This is a genomic window from Trichocoleus sp. DQ-A3 (assembly GCF_039961975.1).
In the GTDB taxonomy this organism is placed as follows: Bacteria; Cyanobacteriota; Cyanobacteriia; order Cyanobacteriales; family FACHB-T130; genus FACHB-T130.
The window spans coordinates 27376-51599 of the sequence record NZ_JAMPKC010000013.1 but is presented as its reverse complement, the minus strand read 5'-3'; the positions used below and the strand labels follow the sequence as shown (position 1 = coordinate 51599).

The following is a 24224-nucleotide window of genomic DNA, read 5'->3' as shown; positions in this document are numbered from 1 at the left end:
TGTCCTTGGATGCTTAACAAGCGTGAATGCGTCTTGTTTTTCAGTCTACAATTGAAAACTGTGACTTTTTTGCAACTTCAACCTCTGACAGCAGAGCAGCTCTTGGCGGTAGTAGAACTAGACCAACTGTGTTTTGGTCAACTCTGGACTCTAGACGGTTACAAGCGAGAGTTAGAAAGTCCCAATAGTGACTTGCTAGTTATAGAAGAATTTCGTGGCAAGGAGCGAGAGGTAATCGGTCAATCCACTCAGTACGTGGGGGAAAACTCCGCCCCGACTGCATTGAGTACGGAAGGAGATCCGCCTCTAGAGCGATCGCTCGTGGGCATCGGATGCCTCTGGGCAATCTTAGAGGAGGCACACATTACAATTTTGGGAGTGCATCCCAACTATCGGGGTCAGGGTTTGGGGCAGGCACTACTTTATGCCCTGCTCAAAAAAGCCTGGAAGCGCCGGTTGGAGTGGGCAACACTAGAGGTGAGAGCATCGAATCGACCTGCCCAGTCGCTCTACGAGAAATTTGGGTTTCAGGAAGTTGGTAGGCGTCGGCGTTATTACAAAGACACTGGCGAAGATGCTTTGATTTTGTGGCGAAGCGGTCTTCAAGCACCCGAATTTCCGCAAACCTTAAGCGACTGGCATTCCTCAATTCGCGATCGCTTCCGTTACTCTCATCGGCAGTTCTTAGAAGCCGATGAAGTGAAAGAATAGAAGGTTGACGGTTATAAGGTTCGGTTATAAGGTTGTAGGGGACATGGTGGTTCAACTGGCGTTTTTTGCCAATGTGTCAATTTACTCACTTTTTTGCCCCGTCAATTTTCTAACTTTAGATAGTAGCGAGATGTAGCAATCGCTGGGGTCTACTAACAAAGTTAGAAAAATCTTGCGGGATAGATTTCATCTATCTTCAATGTGACAGCCGGATAAAAACCCTATGCTAGAATCACCATTACAGGCACGCAGCAGGGGAAACTAAATCCGCCATGTTTGAACGCTTCACAGAAAAAGCCATTAAGGTAATCATGCTGGCCCAGGAAGAAGCTCGTCGCCTGGGACACAACTTCGTCGGTACGGAGCAGATCCTCCTGGGTCTAATTGGAGAAGGAACCGGCGTCGCCGCCAAAGTCCTGAAATCTATGGGCGTCAACCTCAAGGATGCTCGGATTGAGGTGGAAAAAATTATCGGTCGCGGTTCTGGCTTTGTGGCGGTAGAAATTCCGTTCACCCCCAGAGCCAAGCGCGTCCTGGAGTTATCTCTAGAAGAAGCTCGCCAACTAGGGCATAACTATATAGGGACGGAACACCTGCTACTGGGTCTGATCCGAGAAGGAGAAGGGGTTGCCGCCAGAGTGTTGGAAAACCTAGGGGTTGACCTCACAAAAGTGCGGACACAAGTGATTAGAATGCTGGGAGAGACGGCAGAAGTCTCTGCGGGGCAAAGTAGCGGGCGCACCAAGACACCGACATTAGATGAGTTTGGTTCTAACCTGACCCAGATGGCAGCGGAAGGCAAACTCGATCCAGTAGTCGGTCGGGCGAAAGAAATCGAACGGGTAATCCAAATCCTGGGACGCCGCACGAAGAACAACCCAGTGCTGATTGGGGAACCCGGAGTTGGTAAGACCGCGATCGCTGAAGGGTTGGCGAGTCGCATCGCAAACAACGATGTACCCGACATCCTAGAAGAGAAGCGCGTAGTCACACTGGATATTGGCTTGCTGGTAGCGGGCACCAAATACCGGGGTGAATTTGAAGAGCGCTTGAAAAAAATTATGGATGAAATCCGCTCAGCGGGGAATGTCATCCTAGTAATCGACGAAGTTCACACCCTGATTGGTGCAGGTGCCGCAGAAGGTGCCATCGACGCGGCAAACATCCTGAAACCTGCCTTGGCGAGAGGGGAATTGCAGTGCATCGGCGCAACCACGCTAGATGAGTACCGCAAGCACATCGAACGGGATGCCGCCCTTGAGCGTAGATTCCAGCCGGTGATGGTAGGTGAGCCGACAGTTGCCGAAACTATTGAGATTTTATATGGATTGCGCGAACGCTACGAGCAACACCACAAACTAAAAATCTCCGATACAGCCGTGGAAGCTGCTGCCAAGCTTTCAGATCGTTATATTTCCGATCGCTACTTGCCGGATAAAGCAATTGACCTGATTGATGAAGCCGGAAGCCGCGTGCGCCTGCTCAACTCTCAGTTGCCCCCCGCAGCGAAAGAATTGGATAAAGAACTGCGTCAGGTTCTCAAGGATAAGGATGACGCAGTCCGGAGTCAAGACTTCGACCGGGCCGGAGAATTGCGCGATCGCGAAATGGAAATCAAAGCCGAAATTCGCGCGATCGCTCAAAGCAAAAAGACCGAATCCGACAAACGCGATGATGTTTCCCCCGTCGTTACCGAGGAAGACATTGCCCACATTGTCGCCTCTTGGACTGGAGTGCCGGTGAACAAGCTCACCGAATCCGAATCCGAGAAGCTGCTGCACATGGAAGACACGCTGCACAATCGGCTGATCGGTCAAGAAGAAGCCGTCAAAGCAGTTTCCAGAGCCATTCGTCGGGCACGGGTCGGGTTAAAGAACCCCAACCGACCGATTGCCAGCTTTGTATTCTCAGGGCCAACGGGTGTAGGTAAGACGGAACTCGCAAAGTCTTTGGCTACATACTTCTTCGGTTCGGAAGAAGCGATGATTCGCTTGGATATGTCCGAATACATGGAGCGCCACACGGTTTCCAAACTGATTGGTTCACCTCCAGGCTATGTCGGTTACAACGAAGGCGGTCAGCTCACCGAAGCAGTACGTCGTCGTCCTTACACCGTGGTGCTATTCGACGAAATCGAAAAAGCCCACCCGGATGTATTCAATATGCTGCTGCAAATCTTGGAAGACGGTCGCCTGACCGATGCCAAGGGACGCACGGTAGACTTCAAGAACACGCTGTTGATTCTTACCTCCAACATCGGTTCTAAAGTGATTGAGAAAGGTGGCACAGGGCTTGGCTTCTTTGATACCCAAGAGAACGAAGCAGAGGCACAATACACCCGCATTCGTTCCTTGGTGAACGAAGAACTGAAGCAATACTTCCGCCCAGAGTTCTTGAACCGTCTCGACGAGATCATCGTCTTCCGCCAATTGACAAAGGACGAGGTGAAGGAAATCGCCGACATCATGCTCAAAGAAGTGATTGGACGATTGAGCGAACAGGGAATTATCTTAGAAGTCACGGAACGCTTCAAGGATCGTCTGGTGGAAGAAGGATACAACCCCAGCTATGGTGCCCGTCCGCTGCGTCGCGCTATCATGCGCCTGTTAGAGGATAGCTTGGCTGAAGAAATCCTCAGCGGTCGCGTCTCAGATGGAGACACGGCAATTGTGGATGTCGATGAAACCACCAAGGAAGTGAAAGTGCTGCAAGGTCAGAAGCGAGAATTGCTTCCCCAAGCGGCTGAAAGTTAAAGATTAAAAATTAAAAATGAATTTGTCCACGATTCATTTTTAATTTTTAGTGTTATGCGGTAGAGAAGCGATAGTTTCTCTACCGTTTTTGTATGTAGCGGGTGCTTGATTAGAGTATTGGCTCATTTCAAGAAAGATTAAGAATCAACAATAGGCTTCTTGCAAAAATACCGAACTTTTAATTTTTAAGAAACAGATGAACTCAGATAGCGAAGCGGCTTCCCGTTCCCCGAAAGATAGAGTAAGTTTTTGGAATATCTAAGGAAAGCAAAAATTCTATTGAAAAAGAGTTGTCCATTTTTAATGCAAGCATTTTTAATTTCTAATTGATTAGTGTGTCTTACCTTGCCCGCATTCTGGTTTATCCAATCAAATCTCTAGATGGTGTTTCCGTTACCAAAGCAACCATCCTGAAAAGTGGTGCATTACAGTATGACCGAGAGTTTGCTATCTGTGATGCTCAAGGTCGATTCGTGAATGCCAAGCGCAATCCTAAAGTTCACTTACTGCGGACTTCCTTTGACATTGATACGGATACTGAGAAGATTACTCGTGTCTGCTTAGAAGTCCAAGGAAGAGAACAAACCCACATTTTTCACATCGATCGGGAACGGACTGAATTAGAAGCTTGGTTAAGCAACTATTTCAACTTTCCTGTAAAACTCTGCCAGAACATAGTATCGGGCTTTCCAGATGATACTAATGCCTCCGGTCCAACAGTCATCAGTACCGCCACGCTGGAAACAGTTGCCTCCTGGTTTCCTCCCCTGACAGCGGATGAAATGCGGCGACGCCTGAGAGCAAATCTGGAAATTGAGGGTGTCCCGGCATTTTGGGAAGATCGGCTGTTTGCTGCGGAAGGGGATGTGGTGCCGTTTCTAGTGCGAGATGTGCAGATAAATGGAGTCAATCCCTGTCAGCGTTGTGTGGTGCCGACACGAGACTCTCTAATAGGCGAGGTTTACCCTAATTTTCAAAAATTATTTGTGCAAGCGCGGAAAGAAACTTTGCCAAGTTGGGTAGATTCATCCCGGTTCAATCACTTTTATCGACTCTCGGTGAACACGCGCATCCCTGAATCGGAAGCCGGTAATATTTTACAGGTGGGAGACGAAGTAGAAATTCAAACAGTTAAAAATTAAAAATTAGAGATTATATGGCAGAGACAGGAAACAAAGATCAACAGCATCCCCTCCAAGGACGCGATCGCCAACTCGTTAACAGCCTCTTAACCGGGGAGATGAATGATTTCAATCTGGCGGAACTCGCCCGTCTACGCATTCGTTATCGTGGCTTTCCAGGGGCAAGGGAGATTCAACAAGACCTGGATATGATTCTCCGCCAGTGGAACTTGACAGAAGATGCACTCTTTGAAAAAACTCGTCAGATTCATGCCACAAGTATTGTCTATAAAAGTCGCAGCAAGCGGCAAGATGAAGAAGATTGGAATTAGCGTGCTAGAGCAAATCTCGTTTGGATACAGTATCTTTAAAACCCAAATGTTTTTGCGCGAATGCTTCACCCCTACATAATTCCAACAGGTGTAGGTGATGCATTGCCTTGTAAGGACGGGGGAATCATTGAAAGCTTCTCTTCTTCTAGCAAAGAGCATGGAACTGAGGCTTGCTAATTCTTATCTTCAGAGTCAGCTAGTGGCTGAATAGATTCTTCCTCCCAGTAAGCGGAAGGTAACGCCTTTCCGATTGGTTCGCGCTGTACAGACTTTAACTGCTTCTTTTGGGCGATGGGTGTCAAAGAAGGCGATGCAAGAGGGAGCAAAGAATTATTCTGCTGCGTTCCGATCCCGGTTCCCGGATTGACTGCTGGCAATCCGGGTTCTAGAACCTCAGCCACTTGAACTTGCTGCTGTAGGTCTTCTGTCGAAGACACCAAATTGCTGAGTCCATTCACCAAATTTCGCAAATTGTTACGGAAAGCTTCATCTCCTGTCAAATCATCCAGGTCAGATGTAATTTTCTGAGCATTTTCAAACGTCATCCGCGCTGAGTCTAAAGTTTGTTGCAATACAACCAAATTCGTTGGACTGTTAAGAGCGGTGGAAAGATCGCGAAAGTTAGCAGATGCTTGCGCTGCATTGATGGACGCCTGCGCCGCATTTGCAGACACGAGTTCTAAGTTACGCCGTAGTTGTCCACCTCCAAACTGGTTGACTTGCCCTGTTAGGTTACTTGCACTCAGGCGCAGCTGTTCGCTGGCTTGGCTAAAGTTGTTCAAGGTACTGACGAGAGTCGAGCGGTTGCCTACGACCAGACTATTCATATTATCGACGAGCCGATTTACCTGGGTGGCAGTCCCGCTATATTGATTCGCGGTCCTAGAAATCTGATTGGCTGCCAAAGCAACTTGATTGCTGGTTTGATTGGCAGCACTCGTCACTGAATTGGCTGCGACTGAGAAGTTTTTAATTTCTTGTTGCACTGAGCGACTCAAACCCGTGAGTTCGCGGGTAAGTTGAGATACCCCAACGGCGGCGACGCTGGTATTTTTAGCAACTGAGTTGAGGTTGGCAAAGAATGCGGGGTCGCTGTAGAGATTGGCGATGCGGGTGGTGCTGCGAAGCAGTTCATCAAAACTGACCCCAATTTGACCTTGCAGACGATCCTCGTCACAAACAATCAGGCTAGACTGGCATTGCGGATCGAGCGGATTCGCTACCTTCGCGTCTGGCTGGAAGGGCTTCAGGGGAGTAATGTCAATCGAAGTTTCGCTGAGCAGACCGGATTGATTGGCTTCAACGACGACATCACGCGGAATCAGTAAGTCAGCCGGTGCAATTTCCATCACAACATCGACGCCATTCGAGCCTGGGTTGATGGCAGTAATTTTCCCAACATTGACGCCGCGATAGCGGACGGGTGCGCCAGCTTGCATCCCGCCAGCATTGACAAATTCTGCCACGACTGTGTAGCTACGGCTACCGGGGTTCATCCCGCGTATCCACAAAATCAGACCCCCAAACAAGAAAAGGGACAGCAGGATTAACAAACCGACGGAGCCTTCTCGAACCGTTCGCGATCGCATCTGTTCTCCTCATACCATTAACAATTAAGAATTAAAAATGCTTACATCAAAAATTCTGCCTTTTTTAATTTTTAATTTTTAATTGATTTTAGCCGATGACGTGAATTGGGCCGGTTACACTTCCACTAAAAAATTGTTGAACGATAGGATTTTGAGTGGTATCAATCTCGCTGACGGCACCTTCCCACTGTACCTGTCCCTGATAGAGAAATACCACTCGGTCAGCAGTTCGGCGAATGGTGCTTTCCTGGTGCGTCACCATAACATAACTGCTACAACTGTCTGGTATTTGCTGCAACTGACGAACTAAATCCTCAATCACTGTCGAAGCAATAGGGTCAAGACCAGCAGTAGGCTCATCATAGAGTAAAACTTCAGGGTTGTCTTGGGGATGGTCTGGATTGGACATAATCGCACGGGCAAAGCTCACCCGCTTTCTCATTCCACCCGATAATTGCGAGGGGTAGCGATCGCTAACCCCTGGCAACCCAACCATCTCTAGCTTTTCCTCCACCAATTCTCGTATCCGCCGACGTGACAGTTTAGAACGCTGAAACAGCAGAAAGCCGACATTCTCTTCCACCGTCAGCGAATCGAATAAAGCCGCTTGTTGGAACACCATCCCAATTCCAAGGGGATCTTCGGCATCTTCGATTAAGCCGCGACGTCGCTTTCCCAGGATATAAACTTCACCAGAATCAGGAGCCAGAAGTCCCGCAATAATCCGCAAAATCGTCGATTTACCAGTCCCGGAGGGGCCAATAATTGCCAGCGCATCGTCCCGATAAATTGTCAGATCGACCCCATCTAAGATGACATTGTTGCCAAAGGATTTAGAAATTCCCTTTAGTTCGATGAGTGGCTCTGCCATAGAAAGATTGGGGATTGGTAAAAAGTTTTGAGTTTTGAGTTTTGAATTAAAGAACTCTTTTATAACTCAAAATTCAACGCTCATAAATTAAAACTTTTAATTTTAATTTATGGGCGTTGAATCGAAAAACTCTCTAATCACTCAACACTCAACACACTCTCAGTCCTGATTACCGAACACCCTGACGAACTCCATTCGCTGTAGCTGTGTTGGTTTCTGCTGAGGACGTTTCCAGTCCAAAGACGCGACCAAACACTTTTTCCACCTTGTAGCCGGAATCAATGGACTCCAAGGGGTCTTTGCGGAGCCGGTGACGCAGACACAGGGTGATGACGCGGTGGATATCGTCTACGGTGACTTCAGTGCGTCCTTCTAGGGCAGCGATCGCGCGAGCGGCTCGGTTCGTAACCATATCGCCCCGTAAGCCGTCTACATCCAACTCCGAACAAACTTCGGAGATTTTCACCCGCAAGTCATAGTCCATCGTCACCGAGGACAGGCGTTCTTGAGCGCTGACGAGCTTTTGTTGCAATGCTTGTTGCTGCGGAAGATATTTTTCCAGAAACTTCGGGGGATTTTGGTCAAACTCGGCCCGTTGCTCTACAATTTCCACTCGCAGCGCCGGTTCCTTCACCGTGCGAATTTCTGCGTGCATTCCAAAGCGGTCAAGCAGTTGAGGTCGCAGTTCGCCTTCTTCCGGGTTGCCGGAACCGACTAGCACAAATCTCGCCGGGTGACGGATGGAAATTCCTTCCCGTTCGACGGTGTTCCAGCCGCTTGCCGCTGAGTCGAGCAGCACATCGACTAGGTGGTCGTCAAGTAGGTTGACTTCATCTACATAGAGAATGCCCCGGTTGGCTTTCGCGAGGAGTCCGGGTTCAAAGGCTCTGACTCCTTGGGATAAAGCTTTTTCAATGTCGATAGTGCCGCAGACGCGGTCTTCTGTCGCACCGAGCGGCAGGTCAACCATCGTCACTTTTTTGTGGGCGACGGGAATTTCTTCCTGTTTCGCCAAGCGATCGCGCACGCTGTCGCTCATCAAATCGGGATCCCTGGGATGACTATTAAACGGGTCATCGGCAACGACTTCGATTTCTGGCAACAGGTCAGCCAAAGCCCGGATCGTGGTGGATTTGCCCGTTCCGCGATCGCCCATAATCATCACGCCGCCAATGTAGGGGTCAATCACATTCAGCAGCAAGGCCAGTTTCATCTCTTCCTGACCCACGATAGCAGTGAAAGGAAAAACGACACGGCGTGCCGTAGGGGACGCTGAGGCTGTCGGACTCACAGAATTGTTACCCATCTTATTATTCACCGCCTTTCATTGTGCCACTTTTCGCTTCATCCGAACCGAAAATTCCGAATCCATTGAAGATGAGTGAATTCAGAATTTTGCCAAACGGCATGGGTTCAATTTTTCTGAAGCGATCGCATTTTTTAGGCAAATCTTCATCTAAAACATTTTCCAAACGATGTCAATCCCCCTCACCTGTAGCACCCACATCCTGACTACCGCCTGACTACCGGATGATGTTTACGCGGGAGCGCTAGGAAGCCGTTTCAACTCCTGTAGCACCTCTGTAGCTGACTGGTAACGAGTCACAAAGTGGAAGTGCACCATCTTATCCAAAATCTCGGCAAATTCGTCTCGCACTGAGGCAAATTCGCGCCAATTAATGTTGCCGGTGTTCCGGTCAGTTTCCAGCTTGCTGGGAGGTATCCCCGTCACAGCTTCCACCCCAATCATGCCCAAGGCGTAGATATCACTGCTGAACCTAGGGTGTCCGTCGTATTGCTCAGCCGGAGTATAACCACGGGTGCCGATAGCAATGGTGCGGTTTTCCTGTTCGCTTTCTTCTTGGGGCTGAATCTGTTTCACGGCACCAAAGTCAATTAAAACTAAGCGACCGTCTTTTTCCCGGCGAATAATATTACTCGGCTTAATATCCCGGTGGATGACTTGGTTTTCATGGATAAATACCAGAATTTCCAAAACCCCGCACAGGATTTCCACCACTTGCGCTTCCGGTAGGCGCTTATCTATCAATAGTTCATCGGTGAGCGGATGACCTTTAATAAATTCTTCAATTAAATAGAATTCTTCGTTTTCTTCAAAATAGGCGAGTAACTGCGGAATCTGAGAATGGTGCCCCAAGCTCTCCAGAATGGCGGCTTCTGTAAAAAATAGCCGTTTTGCCAATTTCAAGAATTTTTCATCCCGAAGCGCAGGCATTAAATGCTTAACCGCACACTGGGGCTTACCAGGTCGCATGGTATCTTCGGCTAAATACGTATGACCAAACCCGCCCGAAGCCAGAGGTCGAAGAATCTTGTAGCGTCCCATCAATAGAGACGGTCGCAGGGAGTCGCCGTACTTTACGGGAGAGGAATCTAATAATCGCTGGCGCTCCAGTCGCTCAGGTTCTGTAATTACATCTAAGCTAGGCTGCCACGGCTGAGTCTCATCATCATCATCATAATCATCGCGATTAGGCAGAACTGATAGGGGAGCTGGCGCGATCGCAGTTGCTACCTCTGCTTCTTCCTCAGTCTGTGGTTCCTGATTCTTCTGTTGGAGAAGTGCTTGCATCTGTGCCAGGTTGAATTGCTGTTCCTGAACCAGAAGCGCGATTTTTTTCTGATTTTGTTCGGCTTGGTGAGCGCTATAAGCCACGACACCAGCAGCCGTTCCCACCAACGCGATCGCAGAGGGAACCACTGGCACCCATCCCGCCTGGGTAAACAGCACCCAACACGTCCCAAACAGGACACCCAGCGCGGCTCCCTGTCCCAGTAACAAGTGCCCTGGATGCCGCAACCGCAAAGCCATCAACCCGCCAGTTACAGACCAACCCAATACCCACAAAGCTTCTCCCCAATCCGACCAGAACCAAAATAAACGACGCCCATCCAGGACAGCACTGAGCATCTGGCTTACCAGATGGGCATGAGTGACAACTCCAGGCATTTTCCGATTTCCCTTCTGTGAGCCGCTGTAGGGAGTATAGAAGGCATCCTTAATGCTGGAAGCAGTAACCCCGATGAGAACGATGCGGTCTTTTACCCAGCTAGGGTCAAACTGACCGTTGAGGACTTGACTCATCGTTACCTGGTTAAAAGGACGGTTGGCAGAGCGGTAATTGATGAGGATTTGGTACCCCTGCGCATCCATGCCTTGATATCCTCCATCGTTAGCCTCTAGAGGTTTGAAGACAGTGTTGTTCCAACGGAGAGGTGGGGTGTCTGAAGCAACGATTCCTTCTTTTTGTAAGTAACGTTGTACCAGTTGGAAGCTAAAGGAGTTCGGGTTAGGGCAAGGTTTGTAAACGGATGGAGAGACAAATAACAAACCCCGGCGGATAACGCCATCAGAATCAGCCTTTCCGATATCGGCAAAGCCAGCCTGGTCATCAGCAATATTGGGTGGTGGTGGAATGCCGGGGCTTTCCGAGTCTTTGACGGCACACACCGGAACGATGCGGCGATCGCTACTCATCAGCTTGGAGAATGCCGCATGACCCGGTTCTACGGGCAAATCGCGATAAATATCTAGCCCGACAGTACGCGGCTCGTTTGCCAGCAGTTTTGCCAGCATCTGATGCATTCGTTCGTCAGACAGGGGGTATTGCTTGTAGGTTTGGATGTCTGCTTCAGTGACAGCAACTACAAGGATGCGGGGATCTAAATCTTCGGCTGGTCGTAACCGCATCATCTGGTCATAAGCACTCAGTTCCAGCGGCTCCAGCAGACCTTGTTGCCGGACTCCCAGCACTAAGAGGGAGACCACCACACTGACCACAAGTGCTGGTTGTCCCAAGATTAAGGCAGCAGTGCGTCTTAGGTGCGATCGCACTGTATGGAAATTCCCCTTTGAAAGCCGATCTATCACAGGAACGTTGTCAGGTTAGAAAGTAAAAAGCTTAATTAAAAGGTTGGAATGGTTAAAACTTACCGATCTTAACAAGCGATCGCTACGACGTATGGGAATACTTACAGCGTACAAATTTGCTTGCGTTACCCTAGCCCTGCTGTCCGATAACAGCCTGCTTTTGCCACTTCAAGCCTGCATGGCTTTTAGAAATAAATGCCTCCTGTCCCTATTTGCATTCTAGTGTTCGTAACTGACTGTGAGTATCGCTCTGCCGTTTCGATCGCTCGGTTATTTTCCTTTAGTCTTTTGTCACTCTAGTCCTTCTTTACCATACTTAAGTCTTGGTGGTAACTTTCTTAAGTGGTTATTTTGCGTGTTCTTTCGCTTGAGGTACATTCATCGCTAGTTTCGGTGTTGGCAGATTCTTTAGCAATTGAGCGTGCGAGGGGAGAGACGGCAAAGTTGGTAGTAGACAGTAGAAAAATAGACTCATTGCTTCTAGTTTTTCCTCTAAAAGAAGGATTTTTAAGCTAAAATCGGTCGCATTGCTAGGAATAATGAGAATTTTTGTCTGCTCCTGAATTCGGATTTTTTATTAGACGTTAATCTATACTCTCTTCTGGCTTTGTTGACGGCTAAGCTTTTTACAGTTTCAATTTAATAATTCAGCCAATATTGAAACAAAATTAACAATTAAAAATAATTTCCTTGGAGCTATAAGCGTATTTTATAAAAATAATCCTACCTATTTTGTCCTCATGCAGGCAGATAAGATTCACGCTCCTCAATTCTCTTGATTTCAGCGCCAAGCTGGCTTTCTCCCCAATAGTTTGGAGAGGACTGCGATAAATGGTAGTCAATCGGGCAAAATGTTAATTTTCGCAGGTTCCAGCTACTTAAATTGATTCGCACTCACTTCAGACTTTCCGGTTGGGTTTCGCACAAAGACGAAACCCAACACCTCCCTTAGTTTTTGTTGGGTCACTCTCTCTTGAAGACTCCGTCTACATGACCTCAAACCAACCTACAATGATAGATAAGCTGGGTGAGAGGATTTATTAATCCGTGTCCGATGCTTCAGAGCGAATTAGGTGTACGTTTTGTTCCCAATTAACCCCATCAAAAGGCACAATGCGAAAGCGAGACACCACATCCTCATCCAGACAACGCACGTTGACATCAATAGATTCGGGATGGGAACGGGGACGATAAAAAGGGTGAATCCCACAAATACGGCAGAAGGTGTGCTTAGCAACACCCGTGTTGAAGGTGTAGGTTGTCAATAAGTCTGCACCGCTTAGCAAGGTAAAACGTTCGGACGGCACAATTAGATGTAAAAATCCCTTCTTCCTACAGATGGAACAGTTGCAGTCATCTGCCTTATGTTCGTCAACGATTACCCGAAAGCGGACTGCGCCACAGTGACAGCCGCCTTCGTAGGTAATTGGTTCTTCTGTTTGTGCGCTCATATTAGTCATTCACGGTTAGCAGAGTTTGGTTGATTTCCAGTTCCTAGTCTATTGTTAATGACTATTTTCTAGCACTTCTCTCGCAAATAATGGTTAAAGTGTAGAGAAAAGCGTGGTTCGCTACTTTTAGGACCGCTCTACAACTATAATAAATTAAACATAAATATATATTTCTTTATGAGATTAAAAGTAAATATTGTTTAGTATAAACAAAAACCAATTTTAAAATCAGTTAGGAAATTCTAACGTAAAAGAGCCATTACTTAGGTTTTCTCAGGAGGTAATGTTTTTTATCGAGCTGCAATGAGTTATTATAATTGCTGGCTCAAATATCTATGATAGACATAGCCTTTTTAGAAAGCGAACGATTGAGTTGGTATAGCATTTAACATTACATAGCCATAACTGAGGCATTCAAACCCATCAAACAACTTGCTATTTAGTCCATTAAATTAGTTTTTTGATAAACAAAGATAAAAATTTAGTCCCTCTATCTCTATGAAAAAAAAGGGGTAAGAGATTACAAAATGGACGCAAATCACCAGCCAATTGGGCATGACTATTTACAAGGTGAAGGTGCTTCTGGAGAGTTACAACAAACTATTGCGGGTGCAGATGTAGAACGTCCCCAACTTGAGGAAGAACTGCGGAACACGAGAGCTGAACTAGAAGCATACCGAACACTGTACAACAAGACTCCCTGTATTCACTTTACTTTGGATTCAGAAGGAGTCGTTGTTGGGGTTAATCAGTTTGGAGCGGCTCGTCTTGGTTATAGCGTCCAAGAGTTGGTTGGAAAAACAATTTTCAGCACTTTTGCTCCTGACGAGCGAGAAAAGTTAAAAGCTGAGTTTGCTCAGTTTTTGCAACAAGCAATTCAAGAAGCATTTGAGTTGAGTTCAGGGATCGAGTTAAACGCTTTGGTTACTAGTTGGGAATTGCGTGCCTGTTGCAAAGACGGCAGCATTTTTTGGGTAAATGTTACCGCTAGCATTGTACGAAGAACGAATACGGATAGAGTTGTCCTTCTGGTTTGCGATGACATAACTGAGCGCAAACAAGCACAGGAACGTCTACATTTACTGGAGCAGGTTCTCCGTGATTGCTGCAATGGCATTGTCCTTACCGACTCCAATCAACCAGATAATCCAATTATTTATATCAATCCAAGTTTTGAGCGTTTAACAGGCTACTCTGCTGAGGAAATCATAGGGTACAACTGCCGCTTCTTGCAGGGCGCTGACACTGCTCAGCCAGCACTTGATGAGCTACGAATGGCGATTAGGGAAGCGAGAGAATGCCATGTCACCTTACGCAACTATCGCAAAGATGGCACCCTTTTCTGGAACGAACTCTATCTTTCCCCAATCGGGAGTCCACAAGGGAATCTAATCGGTTTTGTGGGGATTCAGACTGACATTACCGAGCGCAAACAGGCAGAAGAGGCACTAAGCAAAAGCGAAGCAAAAAATCGCGCTCTTATAAGTGCCATCCCGGATTTGATCTTCCGAATTAGCAAAGATAGCACTTATTTGGACGTCAAAGCAGCTAGAGACTTTGATACGTTCTTACCTGCTCAGGAATTCTTAGGTAAAAAGTTAGACGAGGTTTTGCCCACAGAAGTCGCTGAGAAAGCCAAATACCATGTGGAGCAAGCACTTTCTACGAACGAAATCCAAATCTTCGAGTATCAGCTTCCCAAAAATGGCAATTTGCACGATTACGAGGCGCGGCTTGTTGTCAGTGGGGAAGATGAAGTTTTAGTCATTGTGCGCGATATTAGCGATCGCAAAGCCGCTGAAGAGTCACTGAGACAGCAAACCGAGCGGGAACGACTGCTGAGGGCGATGCTAGAACGCATCCGTCAGTCTTTAAATTTAGACGAGATTCTCAACACGACGGTGTCTGAAGTCCGGCAATTTCTCGCCTCCGATCGAGTGATCGTTTTCCGCTTTCAGCCGGACTGGAGTGGAGTCGTGGTAGTGGAGTCTGTCGCCAACGGTTGGACTCCGATCCTGGGAACAACAATCCACGATCCTTGCTTTGAACAAGTCTATGTCCAGTACCAACAGGGTCGCACTAAAACTATAGAAGATATTTATACAGCCGAGTTGAGTCAGTGTCACATCGATTTACTACATCGGCTTCAAGTTAGAGCCAGCTTGATCGTCCCGATTCTCCAAGGAGAGGAATTGTGGGGACTGCTAATTGCTCATGATTGTTCGCAACCCCGACAGTGGCAACAGTTGGAAATTGATTTGCTTTGTTCACTGGCAACCCAGGTAGCGATCGCAATTCAGCAAGCCGAACTCTACAACCAAATGCAACAGCAAGCTCAGCGCGAGCAAGCACTGAATCGGTCTATTTCTGAAATTCGTAGCTCTCTAGAATTAGAAGTAATTTTTGCCACAGCCACAACGGAAATTGGTCAGCTTTTGCACATCGACCACGTTTCCATCCTGCAATATCTTCCGCAGCGGCAGGTTTGGCTGAATGTGGCACTTTACTATCAAGGTTCCAGTTTGTCGAGCAGGCTGGGTATGGAATTTCCAGATGTAGACAATTTGTTGGGAAGGCAACTCAAGCAGTTACAAGTGGTTTCCATTCACGATACTCAGACTATCGAGGATGAGGGGAATAAGCCTCTAGCAGAGGCTTATCCGGGTGCTTGGTTGTTGGTACCGATACACTTTCAAGGAAACCTCTGGGGAATCTTAACACTATCGATGGAAGGTCGTCCTCGCTACTGGCAAGACTCAGAGGTAGACCTGGTTTGTGCCTTCGCGGCTCAACTAGCGATCGCGATTGGGCAATCCACCCTGTTTAAGCAGGTGCAGCAGCTGAACGCCAATTTAGAACGCCAAGTGCAACAACGCACAACCCAACTGCAAAAAGCGCTTGGCTTTGAAGCCGTGCTAAAACGCATCACCGACAAAGTCCGCGATAGTCTCGACGAAAGCCAGATTTTACAGGTAGCCGTTCGAGAGTTAGCGCTTTCATTTAATATGGGCAGCTGTCATGCTTCGCTCTACAACCTGGAGCAAGAAACTGCCACAATTTGCTACGAGTACGCCACCTCAATGCCTTCCTCGCAGGGTCAGGTGATGCAAATGGCAGACTTCCCGGAAATTTACGCTCCTCTACGACAAGGTAAATGTTTCCAATCTTGTTCAATCAGTCCCGACTTTGTCCGGAGTAAGGTGGCGATGTTGGCTTGCCCGATATTGGACGATCAAGGAGTGCTGGGGGATTTGTGGTTATTCCATCGCCCAGACTATACCTTCAAAAAACTAGAGATCCGGCTGGTGCAACAAGTGGCGAATCAATGCGCGATCGCAATCCGTCAAGCCCGATTTTATCAAGCATCCCTGGCACAAGTAGAGGAACTAGAAAAACTCAATCGGCTCAAAGATGAATTCCTCAGCACCGTTTCTCACGAATTACGTTCGCCCGTATCCAACATGAAAATGGCGGCTCAGATGTTGGAAATCACCCTCAAGCGCGAGGGTGTCTTGGATGCCAAAATAGCAAAACCCCCTACAGAGGTCAGCAAAGTCAGTCTCTACTTGCAGATATTGCAGAAGGAATGCAAACGGGAAACCGATTTAATCAACGATTTGCTTGATTTACAACGCCTAGAGGCCGGGACGCGACCCTTGGATTTAGACGTCATCGAACTTCATCTCTGGTTGCCCCAAATTGTAAAACCTTTTCAAGAGCGTGCCCAAAACCGCCAACAAATCTTGCAGGTTGACATCCCCTCTCAATTACCTCGCTTAGTCTCTGATTCATCTAGTCTGGAACGCATCCTCGCAGAGTTGCTCAACAATGCTTGTAAATACACTCCCCCAGGAGAAAAAATTGTCCTTACCGCCGAAGCGAAATCGGGAACCCTTCAATTGAGTGTCAAAAATTCTGGAGCTGAAATTCCTCAGAGCGAACTAACCCGTATTTTTGATAAATTTTACCGAGTTCCCAATGCTGACCCCTGGAAGCAAGGCGGAACTGGCTTGGGACTGGCACTTGTGAAGAAACTGACAGAGCATTTAGGAGGCGAAATCTGGGTTGAGAGTGGATCGGGTCAAACCGGCTTTATTATAGAGCTACCGATTAATTTTGCTTATAGTTAACTTTCCCCGACGCCTTTCCCAACCCCAAGAGAAACACGAAGGCATCTCACCCCTGCGGTGTGGCAAATCTAGCGATTCTGGTTTGGATGCACTACGGTTTAACTCTATCCCGTCCGCAGAAAGGGGTTCAATATCCCCGCTGGGTGAATAGCGAGGGGTTGAGGGCGAAGTTCCAAGTGTATTGCACGCCAGAGTGAGAACCGCTATAAAGTACGGATGTCAATTCGTCGCTTCTTAAATCTCTACAATTTTTTTTTAGCTGGACAACTGACATGATGTGGTTTTGAATGTAAGAGCATATACGAGGTCGTAACAAACGCCTCCCTATCCCATCTACTTCAGTTGCTAATTTAGTTGCTAAGTTAACCCGATTTGAGTAGGGTGTTAAGTTATGATTCTCGGAGTGCATCAGTTGCGACTATTTGTGGTTCAGTTACCGTTGAAAAGCAAGAGCGATGAGTGAAAAGAGTACAGCATTTCTGGCCGGGGCTGCCTTCGCCGGAATTGCAGCTTTCGTCTTGCTTAGAACTGGCGGGAATCCCAGTCAAGCCAACCTGCCGACTTACCTGCCCTCGCCACCGCAGCCAGGACAGCCCTACGGCACGATGCAGCAGCTGCCGCCTCCGCCTCCGACTGCGGCTGGTGTCTCGCCGGATACGACTCCCTATTGCTTACAGCAGCAGAGCGAAACTCAAAGGCTAAAAGATCGGCTCGAACAGCAACAAAGTGAAACCGAGCAGGTGAAAGCCCAGCTGCGGAATCAGCAAATGGTGATTGAGGCTCTGACTACGCAGGCAAAAGCAAATGTCTATCCTCCGCCGGTCAACCCAACCCAAGCCTTGCCTCCTGTTCAAGAGCAACAGCCCCTAAATCCCATGCTGACAGGCATCCTCTGGGCAGTAGGAGGCATGGTTCTCACTGTCATTAGTGGGGTTGTGCTGGCAGCAGCCTTTGCGTTGCTGTCGCAACAGCAGCGTCCTCCCCGGACAGTACAAGTGATTCACCCCATCCAGCCCCCTCCGCCAACCTTATCCCACAGACGGCGTTCTGAGTTTCTGCCCCCGCAGCTAGAAGGTAGGCGGAATGACTCCATCGACTACGACAGGTAGACAAACGTTGACCGCTTCTGAGCTATCTAGCAGAATGTTGTGTCATTGCCGCTAAGGTTGAAGTGCGGATAAATCCGAAGCCACCAGATGGTCAATCAATTCAATTACCCCAGCACCGCGATCGCCCTTCGTGACAAAATCGGTAATCTCTTTGAGCATGGGCAGGGCGTTGGCGACGGCGACGCCACACTCGCACAGGTTCAGCAAGGCGCTATCGTTTTCGGCATCGCCAACGCCTACGGTGTTGTGCGGCGATAATCCCAATTCGCTCAATGCCACGCTTAAGCCAGAGGCTTTGTATCTTCCAGGCAATTGAATGCTATAGTTGCTTTGATTTTAATGGGAATACGCGGCGTTACTGCTCGTACAGGTAGAGATAAGTTAGTTTTATCAATTTAAAGTGCCTGACTTAGTTGTTGAATTTCTCTACTGGCGTATTTCAAGGGTTGTTTTTGACAGGTTCTAGCCCGCAGTTGCAGTAAGCGATCGCCCAATCTTCTTGCGCCTGCACAACTAAGACGCGCATGGCTGACTCGTCGCTAGCAATGTCTTCATCTATCGGTGATCGCTCATTTTTTTCGAGTCGAGTTTTAAACCCAAAACTGCCGAGTGAGGTCAGCATCGCCCCAATGTGCCTGAGAAGCGAATGGATATACACAACTAACGCCCATTGAGCGCGTTAGTTGCCTTTTGCAACGGCACTCTGAATCTAGGGCAGATATCCCGATAAAAAAGTGCCACTTGAGGGACACCTGGCAATACTTTTTCAATCGCTTCAATTCCCTTTAAGTTGCCTGGGTAATAGAGTAGGGTTAAGCCTCAATGAAATATTTTTTAAAATGTCAGCTTGACTTTCTTCTCTAGTCATTACAGCGTCTTGCTTGCGATCGCTTCCCTCGTTCCAGGTAAACTTAAACGAGACGTAATTTCAGCCGCTATGCATCAACGAGTTTGTTTAGTTGATAGCAATCCTTATTCATTCATGAACTAGGATTGCACTAATTACTCCTTTTTGACATTCAATATGATATTTTGCGGCTTTTAAATACCTTGAGAGCGACAAGAGCCGACTTCCTTTGCATCCCTCTTAAGTTCTCTTCGCCAAGGATATTTTTTCAAAGAGGTGCATATCAAACGGAAAATGCTATAAATTCAAACTAAATCTTTAGGATAGAAAAACCAGTCCCTCTTTTTTTTGTCGTCAGCTAAAAGCCTTAATAGATAACAACTATTGGGCTTGCATCCTCCAGCAATGGGTGGATGATTGAAAATTCTCAACATATATTAGGGATATGACAATTCTGTAGCTATCTATGAGCTACTGCATCAATCCCTGCTGCCCCAAACCTAACGATCCAGCCAACGCCAACAACCGTATTTGCCGCAATTGTGGCTCAGAGTTGCTGGTACAAGGGCGCTATCAGGTCATGCGCCTACTGAGTGACAACAGTGGCTTCGGCAATATTTATGAAGCCTACGAGGGCGCAACCCCCAAAATCCTGAAGATCCTCAAAAAAGATCACAACACGAATGCCAGAGTCGTCGAGCTATTTCAGCAAGAAGCCATTGTATTAAGCCAGCTGAATCATCCCGGCATCCCCAAAGTTGAGCCTGATGGATACTTCCAGTTTTATCCCAGAAACAGCCGAGAGCCAGTGTATGGCATCATCATGGAGAAAATTGATGGTCCCAACTTAAAAGAGTGGATGCAACAACAGGGCGATCGCCCTCTCGATCAGCGGCTAGCTCTTGACTGGTTAAAACAGCTCGCTGAGATTTTACATCTTGTCCACCAAAAAAACTATTTCCATCGTGATATTAAACCCGCAAATATCATGATGCGCTCCACAGGGCATCTGGTATTAATTGACTTTGGCACCGCCAGAGAGATGACCTATACTTACCTTGCGGAAGTCGGCGGCGCAGGCAGTGTCACGAGGATTAGTTCTGCTGGCTATACACCTCCAGAGCAAGAAAAAGGTCATGCTGTACCCCAGTCAGATTTCTATGCCTTGGGCAGAACTTTTGTTTATCTGCTGACTGGCAAACTAGCAACAGATCGCGCAATTTATGAACCTTTAACGGACAAATTTAATTGGCGCAATCATGCACCGGGTATTTCACCCTTACTGGCAGATTTTATTGATAAACTGATGGCTCCTACCGCAGGAGCGCGGCACAAAAATACTCAAGAAATTTTAGATGAACTCGCTAAAATTTCACAGTCTTTATCTAGACATAAACCTTCTCCTAATTTTAGTCTGATTGGTATCGGGGCAATTGTTGGGATACTTCCACCTTGGCAGCCTTCATTAGCCCCAACGCTCATTGTTAGTAAGAAAAATAAAAATAAATGGTTGGTGGGGGGAGCCGTTGCTTGCTTGGTCGGATTAGGAGGATATGGAATTTGGCAACTATCTTACCAAGACGCGCCCAAAGTTATCGCTTATGAAAATCTTTCGGGAGTTAAAACGCTTCATGGGCATGAAAGCCAGGTAAATTCTCTGGCGATTAGCCCGGATGGACAAATTTTAGCCAGTAGCAGTGCCGATAAAACAATTAGAATTTGGAATAAGTCTACAGCCAAAGAGAATCGCATCATAAAAGGGCATGATAGCTACATAAATTCTCTAGCGATTAGCCCAGATGGAAATACATTAATAAGTGGCAGCGCCGATAAAACAATTAAAGTTTTAAATGTCTCCACTGGTCAAGAAATCCGTAGATTAAAGGGACATTCTAACCCTATTAATTCTGTTGCGATTAGCTTTGATTGGCAGACTCTAGCCAGTGGCAGCGCCGATAAAACAATTAAAATTTGGGATATTTCTACGGGTAAAGCAATCCGCACGCTTCAGGGTCATTCCCAACCTGTTAATTCCGTTGCAATTAGCCCAGATGGGGAGACTTTAGCCAGTGCTAGTGCCGATAAAACAATTAAAATCTGGGATGTTTCTACTGGCAAAGCAATCCGCACACTTCAGGGTCATTCTCAACCTGTTAATTCCGTTGCGATTAGCCCGGATGGGCAGATTTTAGCCAGTGCTAGTGCTGACAAAACGATTAAGATTTGGGATTTAAACACTGGGAAACAAATTCACACCCTCACCCGGCATTCTAACTATGTGAATTCGGTTGCGATTAGCTCAGATGGACAAACTTTAGTCAGTGGCAGTGCGGACAAAACAATTAAAATTTGGAATCTTTCGACGGGTGAAGAAATTCGCACGCTTACCGGGCATTCTAGCTGGGTTAAATGTATTGTGATTAGCCCGGATGGACAGACGATTGCTACTGGCAGTGGTGACAGTACTATCAAAATTTGGCAGGTGCCGATCGCAGATGCCCGATGACTCACGGGGATATGGGCAGAGGCGGCTGTTAGATGTTTATCAGCGTCCCTTGTGCGATCGCGCTACAATCTAGCACTATAGGAACTTGTTAACAGTATTTTATCGATATTTTCCTAGATATAAATAATTTTTTTATAGTTTATCTGTCTCTATTTAGATAATTATTCAAAAGTTAAATCATTATTCATGGTTTAGCGCTAAATCAACTATAGCAGTTCTCACTTGAGTGCAGTATAGACTCGGAACCTCACCCCCAGCCCCTCTCCGTTCACGGAGAGGGGGGAATATTGAGGAATATTGAACCCCTCCCTGTGAACGGGGTGCGGCAGGGGTGGGGTTAAACCCTACTACATCCAATAGAGAATTGCTATAACCTTAGAAATAAATTATGAATATATTTATTTTTATAATAGAAGCTGTGTTATCTAGATACTGACCATAGACAGAGTCAAAATTATGAATTTTTAATTAAAATCAACAACATTTTGTAAGCGGAAAATAGGAATGAATTTTCAAACATCGGTATCAACAGCATGGGGGAAAATTCAGGCAATGATCGATGGCCTGATTGTCATGCTGCCCAATATTGTATTAGCACTAATCGTCTTCACACTATTTTTTTTTGCAGCAAGAGCGATTAAGGCGACGGTCAGACGGCTTACCAGAAGGCATCGACAAGCTCGGAATCTGGGTCTGGTGTTAGGTCGTTTGTCGCAGGGAATTATTATTTTAATTGGTCTATTTGTAGCATTATCCATCGTTATCCCGACATTTCAAGCCGGAGATTTAATTCAACTGCTAGGGATTAGTGGGGTCGCAATTGGTTTCGCGTTCCGCGATATTCTCCAGAATTTTCTGGCTGGTATTTTAATTCTGTTGACCGAGCCATTCCAGATCGATGACCAAATCGTATTTAAAGACTTTGAAGGAACGGTTGAAAATATCCAGACGCGAGCCACGACGATTAGAACCTATGATGGTCGTCGCATCGTGATTCCAAATTCTGAGCTGTTTACAAACTCGGTAACTGTGAACACTGCTTTCGAGAACCGCCGCCTTCAGTACGATGTGGGTATTGGTTACGGCGACGATATTGACCGGGCAAAACAACTGATTCTGGAAGCGATCGCTAGCGTCGATGGTGTTTTGGAAGATCCAGCTCCCGACGCCCTTGTAGTGGATCTAGCTGACAGTACCGTGAATATCCGCGCCCGTTGGTGGGTACAGCCGCCACGACGTGCAGATATTCTCGATAAGCAGGATCAAGTTCTCGCTGCGATTAAAAATAAGCTCACGGCTAACGGCATTGATATGCCCTTCCCGACTCAGCAAATCCTGTTCCACGACCAAACCGAAGAGACAGATGGCGATCGCGCTCGTCAGCGTGAAGGATGGCCTGCTGGGAATCAAGAAGTGCCAAAACCCCGCAGCATCGGCGGTTCGCTCAGGAAGCTGGCTGAAATGCGTGCCCAAAGAGACGGGAATGGTAGCCATAGAGACGAGAACCCCGATCGCCCTCACACTGCCGACGATAATTAATGAAAAATAACTGATGAAAAACATCAAGCTGGGCAAACTTTGGGACTCGCTCCACTCCAGCTACTGGTTCGTACCAACGCTGATGGCGCTCAGCGCGATCGCCTTGGCATTCGGAATGTTAAGCCTCGATCGAGCAGCCAAATCTGATCCGATAGAGTCGTTGGGCTGGATCTACACCGGCGGGCCAGATGGGGTGAGAACGCTGCTTTCAGCCGTTGCTAGTTCGATGATTACCGTTGCGGGTACTGCCTTCTCGATTACAATTGTTGCCCTCACCCTCGCTTCCTCCCAATTCGGCCCGCGACTGATGCGTAACTTCATGCAGGATACGAGCAATCAAGTCGTCCTGGGCACGTTTATCGGTACGTTCATCTATTGCTTGCTGGTACTGCGAACCGTGCGGGGAGAAGATTACGATGTGTTCGTACCGCAAATCTCCGTCACGATGGGCATGGTGCTAGCGATCGCCAGTATTGGCGTCCTGATTTACTTTATCCATCATGTCTCAACCTCAATGCAGGCATCCCATATCATCAGAGAGGTTGGCAGAGAGTTGGACAATGTCATCGATCGCTTATTTCCGCAGAAGATCGGGCAGGGTAAATCAGCACCAGAGCAGCGGTCGGTGGCGGAAATCCCCGCCGGTTTTGAGGAGGAAGCGACTCCTATCTTGGCGAAAGAGAGCGGTTATCTTCAGGCAATTGATGACGAGCTGTTAATGAAGATCGCCACCTCAAAAAACCTCCTCCTGCGTCTGAAATATCGCCCCGGCAAGTTTATTGTGGAAGGAAGCGAACTGGTGATGATTTGGCCTGGAGAACGGGTGAATAAAAAACTCACCCAGCAGTTCAACCAAGCATTTATTTTTGGCGAACAACGCACCGAACAACAGGATGTAGAATTTCCCATCGATCAGTTAGTTGAAATTGCCGCTCGCGCCCTTTCTCCTGGCATCAACGATCCGTTTACGGCGATCCAGTGTATTAACCAGATGACCGCTGCACTTTGCCGTCTGGCGGAGAAAGATTTTCCCTCGCCCTACCGCTACGACAAAGACAACAACCTGCGAGCGATCGCAAATCCGGTGACGTTTGCAGAGTTAATTGACGCCGCCTTTAACCAGATTCGACAATACAGCAAATCGGATGTAGCAGTGAAAATTCGATTACTCAAAGCGATCGCTCTCATCGCCACCCACACCCGCAACCAGAAAGACCGGGCGGCGCTGCTACGTCATGCCCAAATGATCGAGCGCAGTAGCTGTGAGGAAGTATCGGAGGAATTAGACCGAAAGGATATTGAGGAGCGATATTTGGCAGCGGTGAAAGCGCTAAAGGAGTTTTAAATGACGCTGCTCATATTTAGCTTGAAAT

At 47.4% G+C, this 24224-nt stretch carries 17 protein-coding genes; 9 read left to right on the top strand and 8 right to left on the bottom strand.

What is annotated here, in order from left to right; translation table 11 throughout:
- Positions 1-60 precede the first annotated feature (60 nt).
- From rimI to NDI44_RS18310, 4 genes are all read left to right on the top strand, one after another.
- Positions 61-711: a ribosomal protein S18-alanine N-acetyltransferase gene (rimI, locus tag NDI44_RS18325; protein ID WP_190412042.1), complete on the top strand. Its 651-nt coding sequence runs from the start codon at positions 61-63 to the stop codon at positions 709-711.
- A gap of 272 nt (positions 712-983) precedes the next feature.
- Entirely contained in the window at positions 984-3464 is a 2481-nt protein-coding gene (locus NDI44_RS18320; protein ID WP_190412041.1) for an ATP-dependent Clp protease ATP-binding subunit, read from the top strand.
- Positions 3465-3799: 335 nt separating this feature from the next.
- Positions 3800-4606, top strand: coding sequence for an MOSC N-terminal beta barrel domain-containing protein (locus tag NDI44_RS18315; RefSeq protein ID WP_190412040.1), 807 nt, complete (start codon positions 3800-3802; stop codon positions 4604-4606).
- Between the two features lie 14 nt (positions 4607-4620).
- Positions 4621-4917 (top strand): DUF3288 family protein, encoded by a 297-nt coding sequence (locus NDI44_RS18310; RefSeq protein ID WP_190412039.1) that lies wholly within the window; start codon positions 4621-4623, stop codon positions 4915-4917.
- A gap of 173 nt (positions 4918-5090) precedes the next feature.
- On the opposite strand, the gene NDI44_RS18305 is transcribed toward NDI44_RS18310, so the two are convergent.
- The 6 genes from NDI44_RS18305 to NDI44_RS18280 form a co-directional block, all read right to left on the bottom strand.
- Complete coding sequence (locus NDI44_RS18305; RefSeq protein ID WP_190412038.1) at positions 5091-6506, bottom strand: MlaD family protein; 1416 nt, start codon at positions 6504-6506, stop codon at positions 5091-5093.
- An 88-nt stretch (positions 6507-6594) separates the two neighbouring features.
- Positions 6595-7377, bottom strand: coding sequence for an ABC transporter ATP-binding protein (locus NDI44_RS18300; RefSeq protein ID WP_190412037.1), 783 nt, complete (start codon positions 7375-7377; stop codon positions 6595-6597).
- Positions 7378-7546: 169 nt separating this feature from the next.
- Positions 7547-8668, bottom strand: coding sequence for a magnesium chelatase ATPase subunit I (bchI, locus tag NDI44_RS18295; protein WP_190412116.1), 1122 nt, complete (start codon positions 8666-8668; stop codon positions 7547-7549).
- A 19-nt stretch (positions 8669-8687) separates the two neighbouring features.
- Complete coding sequence (locus NDI44_RS18290; protein ID WP_190412036.1) at positions 8688-8849, bottom strand: hypothetical protein; 162 nt, start codon at positions 8847-8849, stop codon at positions 8688-8690.
- Positions 8850-8914: 65 nt separating this feature from the next.
- Positions 8915-11233: a CHASE2 domain-containing serine/threonine-protein kinase gene (locus NDI44_RS18285; protein WP_348235305.1), complete on the bottom strand. Its 2319-nt coding sequence runs from the start codon at positions 11231-11233 to the stop codon at positions 8915-8917.
- Between the two features lie 1076 nt (positions 11234-12309).
- Positions 12310-12720: a GFA family protein gene (locus NDI44_RS18280; RefSeq protein ID WP_190412114.1), complete on the bottom strand. Its 411-nt coding sequence runs from the start codon at positions 12718-12720 to the stop codon at positions 12310-12312.
- 527 nt (positions 12721-13247) lie between these two features.
- Between NDI44_RS18280 and NDI44_RS18275 the strand changes: the two genes are divergently transcribed.
- The gene (locus tag NDI44_RS18275) at positions 13248-16850 is read left to right on the top strand and encodes a GAF domain-containing protein (protein ID WP_190412035.1); all 3603 of its coding nucleotides are present in this window, start codon (positions 13248-13250) and stop codon (positions 16848-16850) included.
- Positions 16851-17305: 455 nt separating this feature from the next.
- The gene (locus tag NDI44_RS18270) at positions 17306-17959 is read left to right on the top strand and encodes a heterocyst differentiation related protein (RefSeq protein WP_190412034.1); all 654 of its coding nucleotides are present in this window, start codon (positions 17306-17308) and stop codon (positions 17957-17959) included.
- Between the two features lie 51 nt (positions 17960-18010).
- On the opposite strand, the gene NDI44_RS18265 is transcribed toward NDI44_RS18270, so the two are convergent.
- Together NDI44_RS18265 and NDI44_RS18260 are read right to left on the bottom strand one after the other, a co-directional pair.
- A complete protein-coding gene (locus NDI44_RS18265) occupies positions 18011-18271 on the bottom strand; it encodes an HAD hydrolase family protein (protein WP_199300356.1) in 261 nt (86 codons plus the stop codon).
- Positions 18272-18398: 127 nt separating this feature from the next.
- Positions 18399-18581, bottom strand: a complete 183-nt coding sequence (locus NDI44_RS18260; protein WP_190412033.1) for a hypothetical protein — start codon at positions 18579-18581, stop codon at positions 18399-18401.
- A gap of 691 nt (positions 18582-19272) precedes the next feature.
- On the opposite strand from NDI44_RS18260, the gene NDI44_RS18255 reads away from it, so the two are divergent.
- The 3 genes from NDI44_RS18255 (at position 19273) to NDI44_RS18245 (ending at position 24196) form a co-directional block, all read left to right on the top strand.
- Positions 19273-21312 (top strand): serine/threonine-protein kinase, encoded by a 2040-nt coding sequence (locus NDI44_RS18255; protein ID WP_190412032.1) that lies wholly within the window; start codon positions 19273-19275, stop codon positions 21310-21312.
- Positions 21313-21816: 504 nt separating this feature from the next.
- On the top strand, positions 21817-22851 hold the full coding sequence (locus NDI44_RS18250) for a mechanosensitive ion channel family protein (RefSeq protein WP_190412031.1): 1035 nt from the start codon (positions 21817-21819) through the stop codon (positions 22849-22851).
- 13 nt (positions 22852-22864) lie between these two features.
- Complete coding sequence (locus tag NDI44_RS18245; protein WP_190412030.1) at positions 22865-24196, top strand: DUF2254 domain-containing protein; 1332 nt, start codon at positions 22865-22867, stop codon at positions 24194-24196.
- The last annotated feature ends 28 nt before the right edge of the window (positions 24197-24224 follow it).